Origin of the sequence: Blastococcus sp. Marseille-P5729 (assembly GCF_900292035.1) — a bacterium.
GTDB lineage: Bacteria > Actinomycetota > Actinomycetes > Mycobacteriales > Antricoccaceae > Cumulibacter.
In genome coordinates this window covers 94572-109472 of sequence record NZ_OMPO01000004.1, presented here as the reverse complement: position 1 = coordinate 109472, position 14901 = coordinate 94572, and the positions used below count along the sequence as shown (strand labels likewise).

Sequence of the window (14901 nt, the reverse complement as noted above, 5' to 3'; positions counted from 1 at the left end):
ACCTGGATCGCGTGCCGCAGGGCTCCGGTGAAGGAGCGGCGGCGTTCGTCGACCTGGCGGACCTGACCGGAGACCGGGTCGGTGAACACGCGGCGGATCCACCGCCGCGCCTTCTCGTCGGCGATCAGCGCGATCTGTCGGGCCAGGGGCGCGGGGATGACGTGCTCACCGATCCGCCCCGGCAGCTCACCGCACCCACCCACCGGCTCCGCCGGTGCCGCCGGTTCCGCGTGATCGCCGCAGGATGACGCGTCGTCAGCGCCGGGCGATCCGGGCGATCCGGGCGAGCCGGGCGAGGCGGCTGGCTCGGTGGGGGTCAGGAGAGTCTCGGCGGGCATGACGAGCTGGATCTCCACCGGCACCAGATCAGCATCGCTGATCCCGGTGAGGCGGGCGAACAGCTCATCGGCCATGATCTGCCCGCGTGAGCGGGGATCGCCGGCCGCTTTCTGCGCGTCCGCGTGCTTCGCGAGGGAGGCGTAAGCTGCCACGCCTTCCTTCACCGGCAATAAGCCCGTGAGGTAAATCATGGCGTCGGGTGCGGAGCGGGTGGTCACGGTGCGGTCCTTGTGCGCCATCGCGATCCGCCGCGTCACCGACGCGGCATCCACCCGCGCGGCCTCCGCGCGAGCGATTGCCGCGGCGCGGCGGGCGCTGGTGCCGGCGCGGAGCCGGGGCGCGACCCGCTCATCCACGAGTGCGCGGTCCTGCGGCATCAGGCACACCGTCTCCTTCGCCACCGCCAGGGCCGCACCCTCACTCACCGCGCCGCACGCTAACCGGCCCAGGGTCTGCGGCAGCTCGCCCACCAGGCCCTTGGCCACAGCCAGGTCGTTCGCGGCGCGATGCGCACTCACCCCACGTGCCAACGCGATCTGATCGGCGATCCCCTTCCCCCGCTCGGCCCTCGGCACCCCACGCTGCTCCGCCGCGGCACGCTGCGAAGCATCGAACGCGACCTGCACCCGCGCCTCGCCCGCAGCGAGCACCGAGCGCAGTCGCCGGTAGGCCTGCAGCAGGTCGATCAGGCCGGCATCACTCACCTGAGCAAGTCGCCCATCGGCGTCCGCGCCCGCCAACGACCCCAGGCACTCCAGGGCAGCCCGCAACGACTCGATCGGGCGCGACTCGATCGGGCGCGTATCGCCCGCGAGCGTGACCGCTGCTTCGCCGTCCTGCCTGGGATCCATGACACACACGCTACGGACCAGTACCGACACTTCCGCCGACACGAAAACCGATCTGGGGACATCTGTGGACAACCACCGGTCCGTGGACAACCGACGCCCCAGCCCCGGTCCCCGTCCGCCTCATCTGCTACCGGCCCCTCCACCACTCGACTGCACGCTGGCGGACTGGCCAACCTGCACCAGCACGCCCGTGGTGTCCTGAACCAGCACCCCGCGACGTCTCCACCCGGCTACGCCAGTCATCGCTGAACGTGATGCGGGGGCCCGCCTACGACGCCAGTAACCGCAACCACCGACCCACAGACTCGTCTCGCGAGAACACACTGGGCGTTGCACCTATGCTGAGTCCATGACGAACGTCGTCCGATTCGAGCGCCGCGATGCGCAGTCTCATGGCAAGCGCGCTCCGGAACCGTTGTGGCGAGAGGCCGCCGGCGAAGTGCTGCGCGAGGAGCGGCAGGCGCGCGGGGAGCGCATAGTGGACGTCGCCGATCGGGCCGGAATCGCTCCGCAGTACCTCTCCGAGGTCGAGCGCGGGCGCAAGGATCCGTCCTCCGAGGTCCTCTCTGCGATTGCCGGCGCGCTGGGCCTGCGCACCAGCGAGCTCGTCGCCAGGACGGCGAACCGTCTTGGCCAGGGACCGGTCTGCCTGGCCGCATAGCTACTCGCTGGCCGGATGGCTACTCGCCGCGGGTGGCGACCACCGCGTCCACGATGCCGTAGTCGACGGCCGCTGCGGCCGGTAGCGTGAGGTCGCGCTCCGTGTCGGCTCGGATCTGCTCCCTGCTCTTCCCGGTGTGCGCGGCGAGGATCTCTTCGAGCATCGTGCGGACCCGCTCGACCTCGTCGGCCTCGAGGATCAGGTCCGGGATCGTCCCGCGTCCCTCGGTTGCCGGAGCGTGCACGACCACCCGGCCGTGCGGCAGGATCGACCGTCGTCCGGACGACCCACCGGCCAGGAGCACCGCTGCCGTGCTCACTGCCTGCCCGACGCAGGTGGTGTGGATCTCGGATCGCACGAACTGCATCGCGTCGTAGATCGCCAACATCGCGGGAATCGAGCCTCCCGGGGAGTTGATGTAGAGGTCGATCGGCAGGTCCGGGCTCTCGGATTCGAGGTGGATCAGCTGGGCGATGATGGCGTTCGCGACTCCATCGTCGATCGGCGTCCCCAGGTAGACGATGCGGTCGGAGAGCAGGCGGCTGTAGATGTCGAAGGATCGCTCTCCGTCGGGTGTCCTCGCGATGACGTGCGGGATCGGGTAGCTGGTCATGCGCCCGGCTCCCAACCTCGTCGGCGACGGACCGGCATAGCCTCATCGATCGATGCGATGACGTGGTCGATGAATCCATACTCCCGGGCCGCTTCGGCATCGAACCACCGATCCCGCCGTGAATCGCGCTCGACCCTCTCGACGGGTTGACCCGTGTCGGCAGCGACGAGCGCGAGGACCGTGTCGCGAGTCCGCCTAAGGTCGTCGGCCTGGATCGCGATGTCCATCGCCGTACCACCGATGCCCGCCGACCCTTGGTGCAGTAGCACCTTCGCATGCGGCATGGAGTACCGCTTGCCCCTCGTCCCCGCGCTCAACAGGAACTGTCCAGCGCTGTAGGCCATCCCGACGTTGATCGTCACGACATCGTTCGGAATCGCGCGCATGCAATCGCGGATCGCGAGCATTCCTGGAACGGACCCGCCCGGCGAGTTGATGAGCAGCCGGATGTCGGCGTCGTGGTCCTCAAGCGACAGCAGCACGAGACCGTTGCACAGCCGGTTGCTGTTCCAGTCCTCAAGCGGCTCGCCGAGCAGGAGGATCCGCCGGTCGAACAGCGATCGGTAGAGATCCTCGTCCAGCCCGGCGCCGGGATGCGTCTTCTGATCAGTCATGAGTCCACGGTCGCCGGCTTCGGGGTTGCCCGCATGCCGTTCTGCTGTCAGCAGCGCTGCTCACGGCAGCATGACCCAACCACTACCCTGTCCTCATGTCTCCGCCGATCCCCACGCCGTACGAAGACCTCCTGCGGCTCGTCATGCAGACCGGTACCCACAAGGACGACCGGACCGGCACCGGCACCCGGTCGATCTTCGGGCATCAGCTGCGTTACGACCTGCAGGCCGGCTTCCCGCTGCTGACGACCAAGAAGGTGCACTTCAAGTCGCTGGCACTAGAGCTGCTGTGGTTCCTGCGCGGCGACTCGAACGTCCGCTGGCTTCAGGAGCGCGGCGTGACGATCTGGGACGAGTGGGCCGATGAGAACGGCGACCTGGGACCGGTGTACGGCGTCCAGTGGCGTTCGTGGCCGACGCCGGACGGCGGGCACATCGACCAGATCGAGCGGCTCGTCGAGCGACTTAAGGCCGACCCGAGCTCCCGGCGGCACATCGTGACCGCCTGGAACCCAGCTGAGGTCGACCAGATGGCGCTGCCCCCCTGCCACGCGCTGTTCCAGTTCTATGTCGCCGACGGCAAGCTGTCCTGCCAGCTGTACCAACGCTCGGCCGACTTGTTCCTCGGCGTGCCGTTCAACATAGCCTCGTACGCGCTGCTGACCCACATGCTCGCGCAGCAGTGCGACCTCGAGGTCGGCGAGTTCATCTGGACCGGCGGCGACTGCCACATCTACGACAACCACGTCGAGCAGGTCGAGCGCCAGCTCGCTCGCGATCCGCGACCCTATCCGACCTTGAAGCTGCGCAGGGCGGCGTCGATCTTCGACTACGAGTACGACGACCTCGAGGTGCTTGGATACGACCCGCACCCGGGCATCAAGGCACCGGTCGCCGTATGACGATCGGGCTGATCTGGGCGCAGGCACACGACCGCGTGATCGGCCGTGACAACGGCATCCCGTGGCGGATCCCAGAGGATCTACGCCGCTTCAAGGAGCTCACCGGCAGCTCTCGGGTCGTCATGGGACGACGCACCTGGGAGTCGCTACCCGAGCGCTTCCGTCCCCTCCCGGGCCGCGAGAACGTCGTCCTGACTAGCGATCCGACGTACCACGCCCCCGGGGCGATACTCATGCGCTCGCTCGATGAGGCCCTCGAGACGGACGCCGACACCTGGGTCATCGGCGGTGCGAACGTATACGCGGCGGCGATCGATCGGGCAGACGTCCTCGAGGTGACAGAGGTCGACCTGGACGTCTCCGGCGACACGTACGCGCCGCTGATCGGCCCGGACTGGATCGTCCACGGGCGCTCGCCCTCAGAAGGCTGGCACGAGTCCGCGAGCGACGGTCTCCGCTACCGGTTCCTCACCTACCATCGCAGCTGACAGCCTGTCATCTGCTCAGTTGGCGTACGGCGTGAGGAGCTGGAGGTGGGCACGACGACGTTGCCCCCTCGCTGCCCGGCCAACGCAGCGGTCGGGGCCGCGAGCACCCGCTCGATCTCTGTGACGGCCTCGCGAGTGGAGGGACGCCACGGCACGCTCACTCCCCCGATCGCGAGCGCGATGCCGATGACCAGAATGCTGGTCTCGAGCGTGAGACCGAGGTAGGGAGCCAGCAGCACGTTCATGTGACCGGGCAGGCGTCCATCGACGGCGTCCCGCTTCGACGACGTGGCGCTCGTGGTGGGGCCGAAGAACCCGACCTCGAACGTCGCCTGGTGCTTCCCGCGCGTCTTGATGCGCCGCGCCCGCTGACCCGTTGTCGCCGGTCAGCTCGCCGACGATCCGACGACGGTCTTGGAGTATGCCGGGCTGAGGTCGGTCACGTCGGCGCTGATCTGCACCTCGACGTCCTTCGGCCATGACCCGCAGCTCTTGATCGTCTCGCAGACGAGCTCGGCGACCTTCGCCTTCGCCTCGTCGGAGCGGCCCGGCATCACCTTGATCGCAGCGTCGACGAACCCGCGTCCGTGGGAGGACAGACCGATCTCGAACACGTCCGCGCGATACGCACGAGCCTTGATGCTCGCTTCCTTGAAGTCCCCGGTGTCCACCAGTGCCCGGACGACGCGGTCGATCACCAGGCCGGCATCGAACCCCGGCAGGTTCGAGGAGTAGTTGATTCGGACGTGGGGCATGGATCCTCCCTGCGGCGTGCTTGATCAGCAGCCTATGCAACCGGTCGGGGCAATGCCAGCCGCAGCGTCGAGTCCAACTCGCCATGCGAACGCCTCAGGTAGCCCCGGCAGCGAGCCACCGATCACCTCTCACCCGCAGCCCGCCGAGGAGCAACCGCACCGCCAACGAGGTCGTCAGGCCGAACCAGATTCCGCCGATCCCCCAGCCGGACTGGTACGCCAGCCAGGACAGCGGCGCGTAGACGGCGGCGTGCGCCACGATGGTGATCGTGCGCAGGATCGCGACGTCATTGGCCCCCATCAGCACGCCATCGAGCGCGAACAAGACCCCCGCCACGAGCTGCATCCCGGCGAGCCACCACCACATCACCCCCGCCTGCTCCAGAACGCCCGCGTCCGAGGTGAACAGCAACGGACCCCACGGCCGGAGGGCCAGCAGCACGGCCGCGAACAGCACCCCCGCAAACAGGCCGACCCGGCCACAGAGCGCTGCCGTGCGCCGGGCCAGCCGTGGGTCGTCGCGCCCGAGCGCCTCACCGACCAGGGCCTGCGCCGCGACCGCGACAGCGTCCAGGGCGAGCGCAGTGAGCATGAACAGCTGTAGGCCGATCTGGTGCGCCCCGAGCACCTCCGGCCCCATCCGGGAGCACAGCGCGGCCGCGAGCACGAACGAACCCTGCAACGCGAGGGTACGGATGAACAGGTCGCGTCCGGTGCGCAGCTGCCCGGCTATCACGGCGCGGTCGGGGCGCAACGACACGCCCTCACGCAGCAGCGCTCGTAGGAACAACCCGCCAGTCAGCCATTGGGCGATCACGTTCGCCAGCGCCGAACCCGCCAGCCCCCAGCCGAACCCATAGACGAACAGCGGGAGCAGGACGACGCACAGGCCAAAGCCGACCACAACGTACACGGTGGGCTCGCGGACCCGCTGCAGCCCGCGCAGCCACCCGTTGCCGGCCAGCGCCACCAGGATCCCCGGTGCGCCGAGGATCGCGATCCGCATCCACTCCACCGCTCCCGCCAGCGCCGGCGAGTCGGCGCCGCCGATCAGCCGGGCGATCGGCCAGGCCAGCAGCTGCACGAGCACGATCAGCGCGGCTCCGATGATGAGCGCCAGCAGTGTCGCGTTCGCGCCCTCACGAACCGCGCCCGGCCGGTCGCCGGCCCCGTGCCGGCGGGCGGCGCGAGCTGTCGTGCCGTAGGCGAGGAAGTTCAGCTGACCCGAGACCTGGGCCAGCACGGTCCCCCCGATCGCCATAGAGGCCAGCGGCAGCGCGCCCAGATGGCCGATCACGGCGGTGTCGACCAGGACGTAAATCGGCTCCGCTGCGAGCACTACCAAGGCGGGCAGCGCCAGCCCGATCACCTGCTTGACATCGGGATCGGAACGGGTCGGCACGCCCCGAGTCTGGCACGTCACGATCCCGTTCCGACCCCCGGTCCTACGACCACGGGCGGATGCTTGCACGGCAGGCGCGACGTACCGTAGACCCCATGACCGCACCCGACCGCGCCGACCTCTGGCTGCCGACGGCAGCCCGGAGCGACGAGTACGTCGGGCCCTACCGCATCATCCGCAAAGCCGGCTCGGGTGGCATGGGCGTGGTCTACCTCGCGGTCGACGCCGACGAGCGGCCCGTGGCATTGAAAGTGCTGCGCGAGCACATCGCTGACGACCCGCACGCGCGCGCCCGGCTCCGGCGCGAGCTGCAGACGATGCGGCGGGTGCGCGATCGCAACATCGCTGACGTCATCGACGCCGATCTCGAGGCCGCGCGCCCGTACATCGTCACCGAGTTCGTGCGCGGTCCCCAGCTCGACCACTATGTCGACGAGGTCGGCCCGCTCGGCCGCGAGGGGCTCATGACCCTCGGCCGCGGGCTGATCAGCGCGTTGAGCGCCATCCATGCTGTAGGCGTCGTCCACCGCGACCTGAAGCCCGGCAACGTCCTGCTCGAGGGGCACCGTCCCGTCGTGATCGACTTCGGCATCGCCCAGCTGGCGGACGACGTCCGCCTCACGGTCACCGGTCTATTCGTCGGGACGCCGGGCTATGTCGCACCGGAGACCGTGTACGGCGATCCAGCGACCCCCGCGACGGACTGGTATGCCTGGGCGGCGGTCATGGCGTACGCGGCGACCGGCAGCTCGCCGTCTGGGAAGGGCCCGGTCGAGGCGGTGCTGGACCGCATCCGGCGCGGCGAGCTGCGCCTGGACACCGTGGACGCCGACCTGCGGCCGCTGCTGGCCGACTGTCTGGCGGTCCGGCCCGCCGACCGGCCGTCGGAGGCGGAGATCCGCGGGCGGTTCGGGCGGTATGCCGCGGGCGGCAGCACCGCGGTCGCCCGGTCGACCCCACCGCCCGGCGACCTCACGCCGTCGCCGTCCCCTGCGCCTCAGCGACCTGCTGCGCAGCCCGCCCGCACCGCGGTACTCCCGGCCACTACCACCGGGCGTCCTCCGGTGAGCAGGCCCGCGCCGCCGCTGCGCCGCCCCGAGGAACCAACCGGCGAGCAGCCGCGACCGGTCAAGCGCTCCCGCGCGCGAGAGGCGGTCACCGCGCGCAGGGTGTCCACGACTGCGCCGGTACTGGCCTGCGCCGCGCTGGTCGTCGCGGCCGCTATGTCGATGCCGATCGCGGCAACCATCCTGCTGTTTCTGCTGCTGACGACGGCCCGGACGATCGAGTCGTTCATGACGGGTCTGCGGTGGCGCGAGGAGGTCAGCAGCAGCCGCCGGCGAGCGGTCACGATGCAGGTCATCGCGAGCCCCGTCAGCGCCCTGTCGTCAGCGGCCGGTGCCTTCGTCACGATGCTGCTGCCGCTGCTCACCGCCGCCGGCGTCACCTACGTGGCGCGCGAGCTGTTGCCGAGGTACGCCAGCTCCACCGGCTATACCGGGAACCTCTCGGTAGGTATCGGCGCCGGTGTGGGTCTGCTCATCCTCTGGTTCGGCCCTGGCGGTCTTCGCAACCGGCGGGCCGCCCACGCGGCGCTGCGCGCCCTCGCGCCCAGCCAGAACGCCGTCCTGGCGCTGACGGCGGCCATCATGATCGCGGTCGCCGCGATCCTCCTCGTCGTCTGGCGCTACCCGGTGATCGACTGGTGGCCGCTGAAGCAGCCACCCACCCGAGGACTGTGACCGCCTGGACGATGAGCGTTCGTGGCCTCGGCCCGGCCTGTCGCGTCACGGCCCGGCCGGTCGGACGGCGACCACGAGGTCTCGGGTAATCGAGGAGTCGACGCGGTGCTCAAAGACATCGCCGTACGGCGCGACGGCCAGACCGGCCCGGATGCACTGACCCTCGACCTGCTCACGGCGTAGCGTCTTGGTGTTGAACGACAGGCCGATCGCCCCGCCCGGACGCAGCATCGCGGCCCAGCTCGGCATCGCGTCGGCTACGAGCTCGTCAGCACGGCGGCTGAGGTCGTGGCCGCGGTGCGAGCCGTGCGCGACGCCGTACGGCAGGTCGCCGACGATGGCGTCCATCGATCCCACCGTGAAGAACTGCGATGCGGCGGTCGTGTCGGCCACCGCCACCGACACCGACTGCCCACGCCCGGCCTTCTGCGCAGCGCGGTCCACGAACAGCTCGACGTCGAGTCGGTGGGCGATCGTCTTCTTGTGCCGCCGGACCGGCGCGTACGAGTGCGTATGTGGCAGCCGGTGGGTGCGCGCCCAGGTCTTGAGGAACGTCGAGTAGGCCTCGACGTCGCGCCGGTCCACGTCGACACCGAAGGCATCGAACCCGCGCAGCAGCGCCAGGTTCAGCGTGGTGCCGCGGCCACACACCGGGTCCAGCAGCCGCCCGCGACCGCCGAGCAGCAGGTGCGGGCGCGCGGACGCCGCGATCGTGACGTTCGTCAGCAGCGCGGTGAGCTGCTCGTTGGTCTTCCCGGTGTACTTCTGGATCGTCACCAGGTCGTCGGTGAAGGCCACCGGCCGCGGCATGGGCACCGGCCGCAGCAGATCGCCCTCGCGCGCATACAGCGCATACGCGGCGGACGCCGATCCGGCCAGGGCGGCCAGCCGGGGCTCGTCGTCCGCGCGCAGCACGACGTGGTCGATCCCGGCGAGCTGCACGACTCGCACCGAGGGATCACCGAGCCCCAGGGCACGCGCCGTGACGTCGAGCTCGGCGGCCAGCAGCCGCGGCGCGTCACCTGAGTAGACCCGGTTGGCCGACGGCGTGACCAACAGCGCGTACTCGCTCACGCGGTCGCGTCGTCCTCGTCGTCGTCGTGCCGGTAGGGATCCTCCTCGCCGGCGTACGCCTTGCCCTCGCGGGAACGCGCGAGCTCGGAGTCGGCCGCCCGCGCCTTGGCCAGCAGGTCGTCGATGGTCGCGGCGTGCTCCGGCACCTCGTCGGCCACGAAGCTCAGCGTGGGCGTGAACTTGATGCCGGTGCGCTTGCCGACCGTGCTGCGCAGCACACCCTTGGCGGACTCGAGAGCCGCCGCCGAGGCAAGCTTCTCCTCGTCGCTGCCGTAGACGGTGTAGAACACCGTCGCGTCGCGCAGATCCGAGGTGAGCCTGCTGCCGGTGATCGTCACCATGCCGAGCCGCGGATCCTTGACCTGCCGCTCGAGGGTGTCGGCGACGATCTCCCGGATGCGCACCGCCAGTCGGCGGGCGCGAGCTTCATCGGCCATGTTGTCCTCCTTGGTTCATGAGCGAAGCGACGTCGAGACACGCATCGCGTCTCGACGTCGCTCCGCTCGCTCGACGACCGTGAAGGGTCGCGACGTCAGCTGCGCGGCTTCTCGCGCATCTCGAAGGTCTCGATGATGTCGCCCTCCTTGATGTCGTTGAACGACCCAAGGCTGATACCGCACTCGAAGCCCTCACGGACCTCGGTCGCGTCGTCCTTCTCGCGGCGCAGCGATGCGATCGTCAGATTGTCAGCCGCCACCGCGCCGTCGCGGATGAGCCGCGCCTTTGCATTGCGGCGGATGACGCCCGACTGCACCATGCAACCGGCGATGTTGCCGAACTTGCTGGAGCGGAAGATGGCGCGGATCTCGGCAGTGCCGAGCTCGACCTCCTCGAACTCCGGCTTGAGCATGCCCTTGAGCGCGTTCTCGATGTCCTCGATCGCCTGGTAGATGATCGAGTAGAACCGGACGTCGACGCCCTCGCGGTTCGCCCGCTCGGTGGCCTTGCCCTGCGTGCGGACGTTGAACCCGAGCACGACCGCGTCGGACGCCGTCGCGAGGTCGATGTCGGACTCGGTGATCGCGCCGACACCACGGTGGATGATGCGTAGCGAGACCTCGTCGCCGACCTCGATCTTCAGCAGCGAGTCCTCCAGCGCTTCGACGGTGCCGGAGTTGTCGCCCTTCAGGATCAGGTTCAGGCTCTCGACCTTGCCCTCCTCCAGAGCCTTGTTGAGGTCCTCGAGGGTGATGCGGCGACGCGACTTCGCCAATTGGGCGTTGCGCTCGCGGGCCTGGCGGCGCTCGGCGATCTGGCGGGCGACCCGATCCTCGTCGACGACGAGGAAGGTGTCACCGGCGCCCGGCACCGAGGTGAAGCCGAACACCTGCACCGGGGTGGACGGCCCGGCCTCGGTCACGTTCTCGCCCTGATCGTCGATCATCGCGCGGACCCGGCCATGCGCATCGCCGGCGACGATCGAGTCGCCCACGCGCAGCGTGCCGCGCTGGACGATGACCGTGGCGACCGAGCCGCGGCCGCGGTCCAGGTGCGCCTCGATGGCCACGCCCTGAGCCTCCATGTCCGGATCGGCCTCCAGCTCCAGCGACGCGTCTGCGGTCAGCAGAACGGCCTCGAGCAGCTGATCCAGGCCTTCGCGCTTCAGTGCCGAGATGTTGACGAACATCGTCTCGCCGCCATAGTCCTCGGCCACCAGGTTGTACTCGGTGAGCTGGGAGCGGATCTTGTCGGGGTTGGCCCCCTCCTTGTCGATCTTGTTCACCGCGACGACGATCGGCACGTCCGCGGCCTGCGCGTGGTTGATCGCCTCGACCGTCTGCGGCATAACGCCGTCGTCGGCGGCGACGACCAGGATGACGATGTCGGTCGTCTGCGCACCGCGGGCACGCATGGCGGTGAACGCCTCGTGGCCGGGGGTGTCGATGAAGGTGATCGCCCGATCGGCGCCCTCGTGCTCGGTGCGCACCTGGTACGCGCCGATGTGCTGGGTGATCCCGCCGGACTCGCCGGCGGCGACGTCGGCCTGCCGGAGGGCATCAAGCAGCTTGGTCTTGCCGTGGTCGACGTGGCCCATGACTGTGACGACCGGCGGACGCGGAGCGAGGTTCTCGCTGTCGGCGTCCTCACCGAAGGTGATGTCGAAGTCGTCGAGCAGCTCGCGGTCCTCGTCCTCCGGGGAGACGACCTCGATCTTGAAGTTCAGCTCGGCGCCGAGCAGCTCGAGGGTGTCGTCGTTGACCGACTGGGTCGCGGTGACCATCTCTCCGAGGTGGAACAGCGCCGTCACCAGCGACGCCGGCGAGGCGTTGATCTTCTCGGCGAGATCGGTCAGTGAGGCACCGCGCGACAGCCGGATCGTCGACCCGTCGCCGCGTGGGACCTGGACGCCGCCGATCGTCGGCGCGTCCATCTGGTCGAACTCTTGTCTGCGCTGCTTCTTGCTCTTCCGGCCACGCACCGGCCCGCGGCCGCCACGGCCGAAGGCTCCGGCGGTACCGCCACCGCGACCGCGGCCGCCCGGACGGCCACCGCCGCCACCCGGTCGGAATCCACCGCCACCGGGGCGGCCGCCGCCGCCGGGGGCGGGACGGCCACCGCCACCCTGGCCCGGCCGGCTCAGACCGGGCGCGGGGCGACCGGGCATCGAACCGGGGCTGGGGCGTGGCCCACCCGGACGTGGAGCGCCCGGACGCGGGCCACCCTGACCGGGGCCAGGACGCGGCCCACCCGGACGCGGAGCGCCCGGACGCGGGCCACCCTGACCGGGGCCAGGACGCGGCCCACCCGGACGCGGAGCGCCCGGACGAGGCACGCCAGGCACGCCACCCGGGCTCGGCCGGCCGGCCGGCGGACGCGGCATCGGCGGGCGCGGCGCGGCGCTCTGACCGACACCGAAGGGGTTGTTACCGCCGGCCGGGCGCGGACGCGGTCCGGGCGCCGGGGGCGCCGCTGCGGGCGGACGTGGGCCCGGCGTGGGCGGCTCGGAAGCGACCGGCGGCGCCTCAGGCACGGGCTGCGCGCTGGGCTTGGGCGCCGGTTTGGGGCCGGGTTTCGGGGCGATCGAGGACGGCACTGGGCCGCTGACCTCGACCTTCGGGGCGGACTTCGCCGCCGGCTTGCCGCTGGGCTTGTCGCCAGCGGAGAATTGCTCCTTGAGCTTGCGCGCTACGGGAGCTTCTACGGTCGAGCTCGCACTCTTGACGAACTCGCCCATCTCACCGAGCTTCGCCAGTACCTGCTTGCTCGTGACTCCGAGCTCTTTCGCGAGCTCGTGTACGCGGGCCTTGCCTGCCACGGGTCTCCAATTCTTGAAGCCGCAGCAGGCTCTCCGCTACGACCTCGTGTTTTTCCAGTGAAGAACAGTCATCGCTGCATCTTCATCGGGCTGCCTGATTCATCGGGATGCCTTGATCATCGGAATCCATCACCAATCGGGTCACGGGTAGTGGTCATCGAGTCGTCCATCTTGCAGATGAAGCGCTCGAGCTCGTCGCTCCGCAGCGGGGCCGCGGCACGCAGTGCTCGGGTGAACGCTCGCCTGCGAGTGGCCGCTTCGAGGCAGGACACCGTGGGATGCAGGTGCGCCCCCCGGCCGGGGAGACGCCGTCTCGGATCCACCCGAAGGCGGCCCGGGTCCGCGGCGTCCACCACGAAGCGGATCAACTCACTGGCGTCCGCCTGCTGGCGGCATCCGATGCAGGTGCGGGGGTTCATCCTGGAACACTCCTCACCGCGCATGCCGCCTGAGAGGCGAGACACCACCCAACAGCATACCTCGCGCGCCCGTGCCGGGGGACGGCGGGCGGCGTACGCCTGGGGAGCGGACGCGCTAGGCAGGCGGCTGCGGACGCCGAGGTGGCACGTTCGGGCGCTGCGGCATCCCGGCCCGCGGCGGCCGGGGCGTCTCGGACGGCCCGCTTGGCTCGGCGGTGGCCGAGGGTCCGTCCGCCTCCGCATCGCTGCGGATGTCGATGCGCCAGCCGGTGAGCCGCGCGGCCAGCCGAGCGTTCTGCCCCTCGCGGCCGATGGCCAGCGACAACTGGAAGTCCGGCACGATGACGCGGGCGGCGCGCGCGAAGCGGTCGGTCACGTGCACGCTGATGACCTGCGCCGGCGACAGCGCCGACTTCACGAACTCGGTTGGGTCGTCGGAGTAGTCGACGATGTCGATCTTCTCGCCCTGCAGCTCACTCATCACGTTGCGCACCCGGGCGCCCATCTCGCCGATGCAGGCGCCCTTCGCGCTCACCTCTCGGGAGCTGGAGCGCACGGCGATCTTCGTGCGATGCCCCGCCTCGCGCGCGATCGACACGATCTCGACGGTCCCGTCGGCGATCTCGGGAACCTCGAGCGCGAACAGCTTGCGTACCAGGTTGGGGTGGCTGCGGCTGACGGTCACCTGCGGTCCGCGATGCCCCCGGACCACCGAGACGATCAGCACCTTGATCCTGCTGCCGTGCTCGTAGCTCTCCCCCGGCACCTGCTCGCTGGACGGCAGTGCCGCCTCCAGCTTGGGGGTGAGGCGGACGGCGACCACGCCCCGCTCGTTGCGCATCGCGTCGGCCTCGATCACCCCGCCTACAAGGTCGCCTTCGCGACCCACGAACTCGCCGAAGGTGTGGTCCTGCTCCGCCTCTCGCAGTCGCTGCAGAATCACCTGCTTGGCGGTCATCGCGGCGATCCGGCCGAAGTCTTCTGGGGTGTCGTCCCATTCGCGGGCGACATTCCCTTCGTCGTCAAGCTCCTGCGCAAGCACCTGCACCAGGCCGGTCTTGCGGTCGATCTCCACGCGCGCCCGCGGCGCATGGCCGTCGGTGTGCCGATAGGCCGACAGCAACGCGGTCTGGATCGCGTCGATGACGGTGTCGAACGAGATGTCCTTCTCTCGCTCGATCGCCCGCAGCGCGGCAATGTCTACGTTCACGATCTCTGCTCCTTGCCGCCGTCCGGCTTGCTGAACTCGACCTGCACCCTCGCCGGCGAGACCGTCTCGCGCTGGTGCTCTCGGGTGGTGCCGCCGATGTCGAGGGTGACGACGTCGCCAGCCACCTTCACCACCCGCCCTTGGACCTTGCGTCCGTCGTCGACCCATTCGACCAGGCGTCCGACCGCCCGTCGCCAGTGCCGCTGGTCGGTCAGCGGTCGATCCACCCCTGGCGAGGTCACCTCCAGGGTGTAGGGCTGGGAGCCGAACCCGTCGTCACCGGCATCGAGCTCCTGCGAGACCGCGCGGCTGAGCGTGGCGATGTCGTCGAGGCTGACCCCGGCGTCCGAGTCGACGATGACGCGCACCACGCTGCGGCGCCCGGCCTGGGTGACGGTCAGCGCCTCGAGATCGAAACCGGCTCCCTCGACCACGGGCCGCACCTGCACCTCGAGCTCGTGCTGACGGCGGTCGGTTTCCCGGGATCCTGCACCTGTAGGGCGTCTCGTCATCGACGTACTCCTTGCTGTGCTGTGGATGCACCAGTGGTCGGGCAATTGTGACCTCGAGCCTAC

Annotated in this window: 16 protein-coding genes and 1 pseudogene; 4 read left to right on the top strand and 13 right to left on the bottom strand. The window is 69.9% G+C overall.

Going from position 1 to position 14901, the window contains the following annotated elements:
* Positions 1–1190: DUF222 domain-containing protein (locus tag DAA40_RS15780; protein ID WP_158716481.1), on the bottom strand; the 1190-nt coding region annotated here is incomplete at its 3' end.
* A gap of 349 nt (positions 1191–1539) precedes the next feature.
* Between DAA40_RS15780 and DAA40_RS15775 the strand changes: the two genes are divergently transcribed.
* Positions 1540–1851, top strand: a complete 312-nt coding sequence (locus DAA40_RS15775; protein ID WP_106850720.1) for a helix-turn-helix domain-containing protein — start codon at positions 1540–1542, stop codon at positions 1849–1851.
* A 19-nt stretch (positions 1852–1870) separates the two neighbouring features.
* Here DAA40_RS15775 and DAA40_RS15770 read toward each other — a convergent pair whose 3' ends face one another.
* Complete coding sequence (locus tag DAA40_RS15770; RefSeq protein ID WP_106850719.1) at positions 1871–2464, bottom strand: ClpP family protease; 594 nt, start codon at positions 2462–2464, stop codon at positions 1871–1873.
* Positions 2461–3078 (bottom strand): ClpP family protease, encoded by a 618-nt coding sequence (locus tag DAA40_RS15765; protein WP_106850718.1) that lies wholly within the window; start codon positions 3076–3078, stop codon positions 2461–2463. The genes DAA40_RS15770 and DAA40_RS15765 overlap by 4 nt, the downstream gene beginning before the upstream one ends.
* Positions 3079–3173: 95 nt before the next feature.
* Here DAA40_RS15765 and DAA40_RS15760 point away from each other — a divergent pair, with 95 nt between their 5' ends.
* The gene (locus tag DAA40_RS15760; protein ID WP_106850717.1) at positions 3174–3980 is read left to right on the top strand and encodes a thymidylate synthase; all 807 of its coding nucleotides are present in this window, start codon (positions 3174–3176) and stop codon (positions 3978–3980) included.
* Positions 3977–4468, top strand: a complete 492-nt coding sequence (locus DAA40_RS15755) for a dihydrofolate reductase (RefSeq protein WP_106850716.1) — start codon at positions 3977–3979, stop codon at positions 4466–4468. Before DAA40_RS15760 ends, DAA40_RS15755 begins: the two co-directional genes overlap by 4 nt.
* Here the strand turns inward: DAA40_RS15755 and DAA40_RS15750 are convergent.
* From DAA40_RS15750 to DAA40_RS15735, 3 genes are all read right to left on the bottom strand, one after another.
* Positions 4453–4713: a hypothetical protein gene (locus DAA40_RS15750; RefSeq protein WP_106850715.1), complete on the bottom strand. Its 261-nt coding sequence runs from the start codon at positions 4711–4713 to the stop codon at positions 4453–4455. The genes DAA40_RS15755 and DAA40_RS15750 overlap by 16 nt on opposite strands.
* Positions 4714–4854: 141 nt before the next feature.
* Positions 4855–5223 (bottom strand): 5-carboxymethyl-2-hydroxymuconate Delta-isomerase, encoded by a 369-nt coding sequence (locus DAA40_RS15740; protein WP_106850714.1) that lies wholly within the window; start codon positions 5221–5223, stop codon positions 4855–4857.
* A gap of 94 nt (positions 5224–5317) precedes the next feature.
* Positions 5318–6625, bottom strand: coding sequence for an MATE family efflux transporter (locus tag DAA40_RS15735; RefSeq protein WP_234356428.1), 1308 nt, complete (start codon positions 6623–6625; stop codon positions 5318–5320).
* Between the two features lie 95 nt (positions 6626–6720).
* On the opposite strand from DAA40_RS15735, the gene DAA40_RS15730 reads away from it, so the two are divergent.
* Entirely contained in the window at positions 6721–8367 is a 1647-nt protein-coding gene (locus DAA40_RS15730; protein WP_158716480.1) for a serine/threonine-protein kinase, read from the top strand.
* Positions 8368–8412: 45 nt separating this feature from the next.
* Here DAA40_RS15730 and DAA40_RS15725 read toward each other — a convergent pair whose 3' ends face one another.
* The 7 genes and pseudogenes from DAA40_RS15725 to rimP all read right to left on the bottom strand — a co-directional run bounded on the left by DAA40_RS15725 (position 8413) and on the right by rimP (position 14838).
* Positions 8413–9441 (bottom strand): TRM11 family methyltransferase, encoded by a 1029-nt coding sequence (locus tag DAA40_RS15725; RefSeq protein ID WP_106850712.1) that lies wholly within the window; start codon positions 9439–9441, stop codon positions 8413–8415.
* On the bottom strand, positions 9438–9878 hold the full coding sequence (gene rbfA, locus DAA40_RS15720) for a 30S ribosome-binding factor RbfA (protein WP_106850711.1): 441 nt from the start codon (positions 9876–9878) through the stop codon (positions 9438–9440). The genes DAA40_RS15725 and rbfA overlap by 4 nt, the downstream gene beginning before the upstream one ends.
* A 95-nt stretch (positions 9879–9973) precedes the next feature.
* On the bottom strand, positions 9974–12046 hold the full coding sequence (gene infB / locus DAA40_RS15715; RefSeq protein WP_234356430.1) for a translation initiation factor IF-2: 2073 nt from the start codon (positions 12044–12046) through the stop codon (positions 9974–9976).
* A gap of 510 nt (positions 12047–12556) precedes the next feature.
* Positions 12557–12697: pseudogene (locus DAA40_RS16805) on the bottom strand (translation initiation factor IF-2 N-terminal domain-containing protein); the annotation flags it as partial.
* Between the two features lie 116 nt (positions 12698–12813).
* Complete coding sequence (locus DAA40_RS15710) at positions 12814–13116, bottom strand: YlxR family protein (protein ID WP_234356427.1); 303 nt, start codon at positions 13114–13116, stop codon at positions 12814–12816.
* Positions 13117–13231: 115 nt separating this feature from the next.
* Positions 13232–14326: a transcription termination factor NusA gene (nusA, locus tag DAA40_RS15705; protein ID WP_106850708.1), complete on the bottom strand. Its 1095-nt coding sequence runs from the start codon at positions 14324–14326 to the stop codon at positions 13232–13234.
* Complete coding sequence (gene rimP, locus DAA40_RS15700) at positions 14323–14838, bottom strand: ribosome maturation factor RimP (RefSeq protein ID WP_106850707.1); 516 nt, start codon at positions 14836–14838, stop codon at positions 14323–14325. Before rimP ends, nusA begins: the two co-directional genes overlap by 4 nt.
* Between the last annotated feature and the right edge of the window lie 63 nt (positions 14839–14901).

Coding starts and splice junctions, on each gene's coding strand:
- DAA40_RS15775 (WP_106850720.1), top strand. CDS start 1,540: ATGACGAACGTCGTCCGATTCGAGCGCCGCGATGCGCAGTCTCATGGC.
- DAA40_RS15770 (WP_106850719.1), bottom strand. CDS start 2,464: ATGACCAGCTACCCGATCCCGCACGTCATCGCGAGGACACCCGACGGA.
- DAA40_RS15765 (WP_106850718.1), bottom strand. CDS start 3,078: ATGACTGATCAGAAGACGCATCCCGGCGCCGGGCTGGACGAGGATCTC.
- DAA40_RS15760 (WP_106850717.1), top strand. CDS start 3,174: ATGTCTCCGCCGATCCCCACGCCGTACGAAGACCTCCTGCGGCTCGTC.
- DAA40_RS15755 (WP_106850716.1), top strand. CDS start 3,977: ATGACGATCGGGCTGATCTGGGCGCAGGCACACGACCGCGTGATCGGC.
- DAA40_RS15750 (WP_106850715.1), bottom strand. CDS start 4,713: ATGAACGTGCTGCTGGCTCCCTACCTCGGTCTCACGCTCGAGACCAGC.
- DAA40_RS15740 (WP_106850714.1), bottom strand. CDS start 5,223: ATGCCCCACGTCCGAATCAACTACTCCTCGAACCTGCCGGGGTTCGAT.
- DAA40_RS15730 (WP_158716480.1), top strand. CDS start 6,721: ATGACCGCACCCGACCGCGCCGACCTCTGGCTGCCGACGGCAGCCCGG.
- rbfA (WP_106850711.1), bottom strand. CDS start 9,878: ATGGCCGATGAAGCTCGCGCCCGCCGACTGGCGGTGCGCATCCGGGAG.
- infB (WP_234356430.1), bottom strand. CDS start 12,046: ATGCCCGGTCGCCCCGCGCCCGGTCTGAGCCGGCCGGGCCAGGGTGGC.
- DAA40_RS15710 (WP_234356427.1), bottom strand. CDS start 13,116: ATGAACCCCCGCACCTGCATCGGATGCCGCCAGCAGGCGGACGCCAGT.
- rimP (WP_106850707.1), bottom strand. CDS start 14,838: ATGACGAGACGCCCTACAGGTGCAGGATCCCGGGAAACCGACCGCCGT.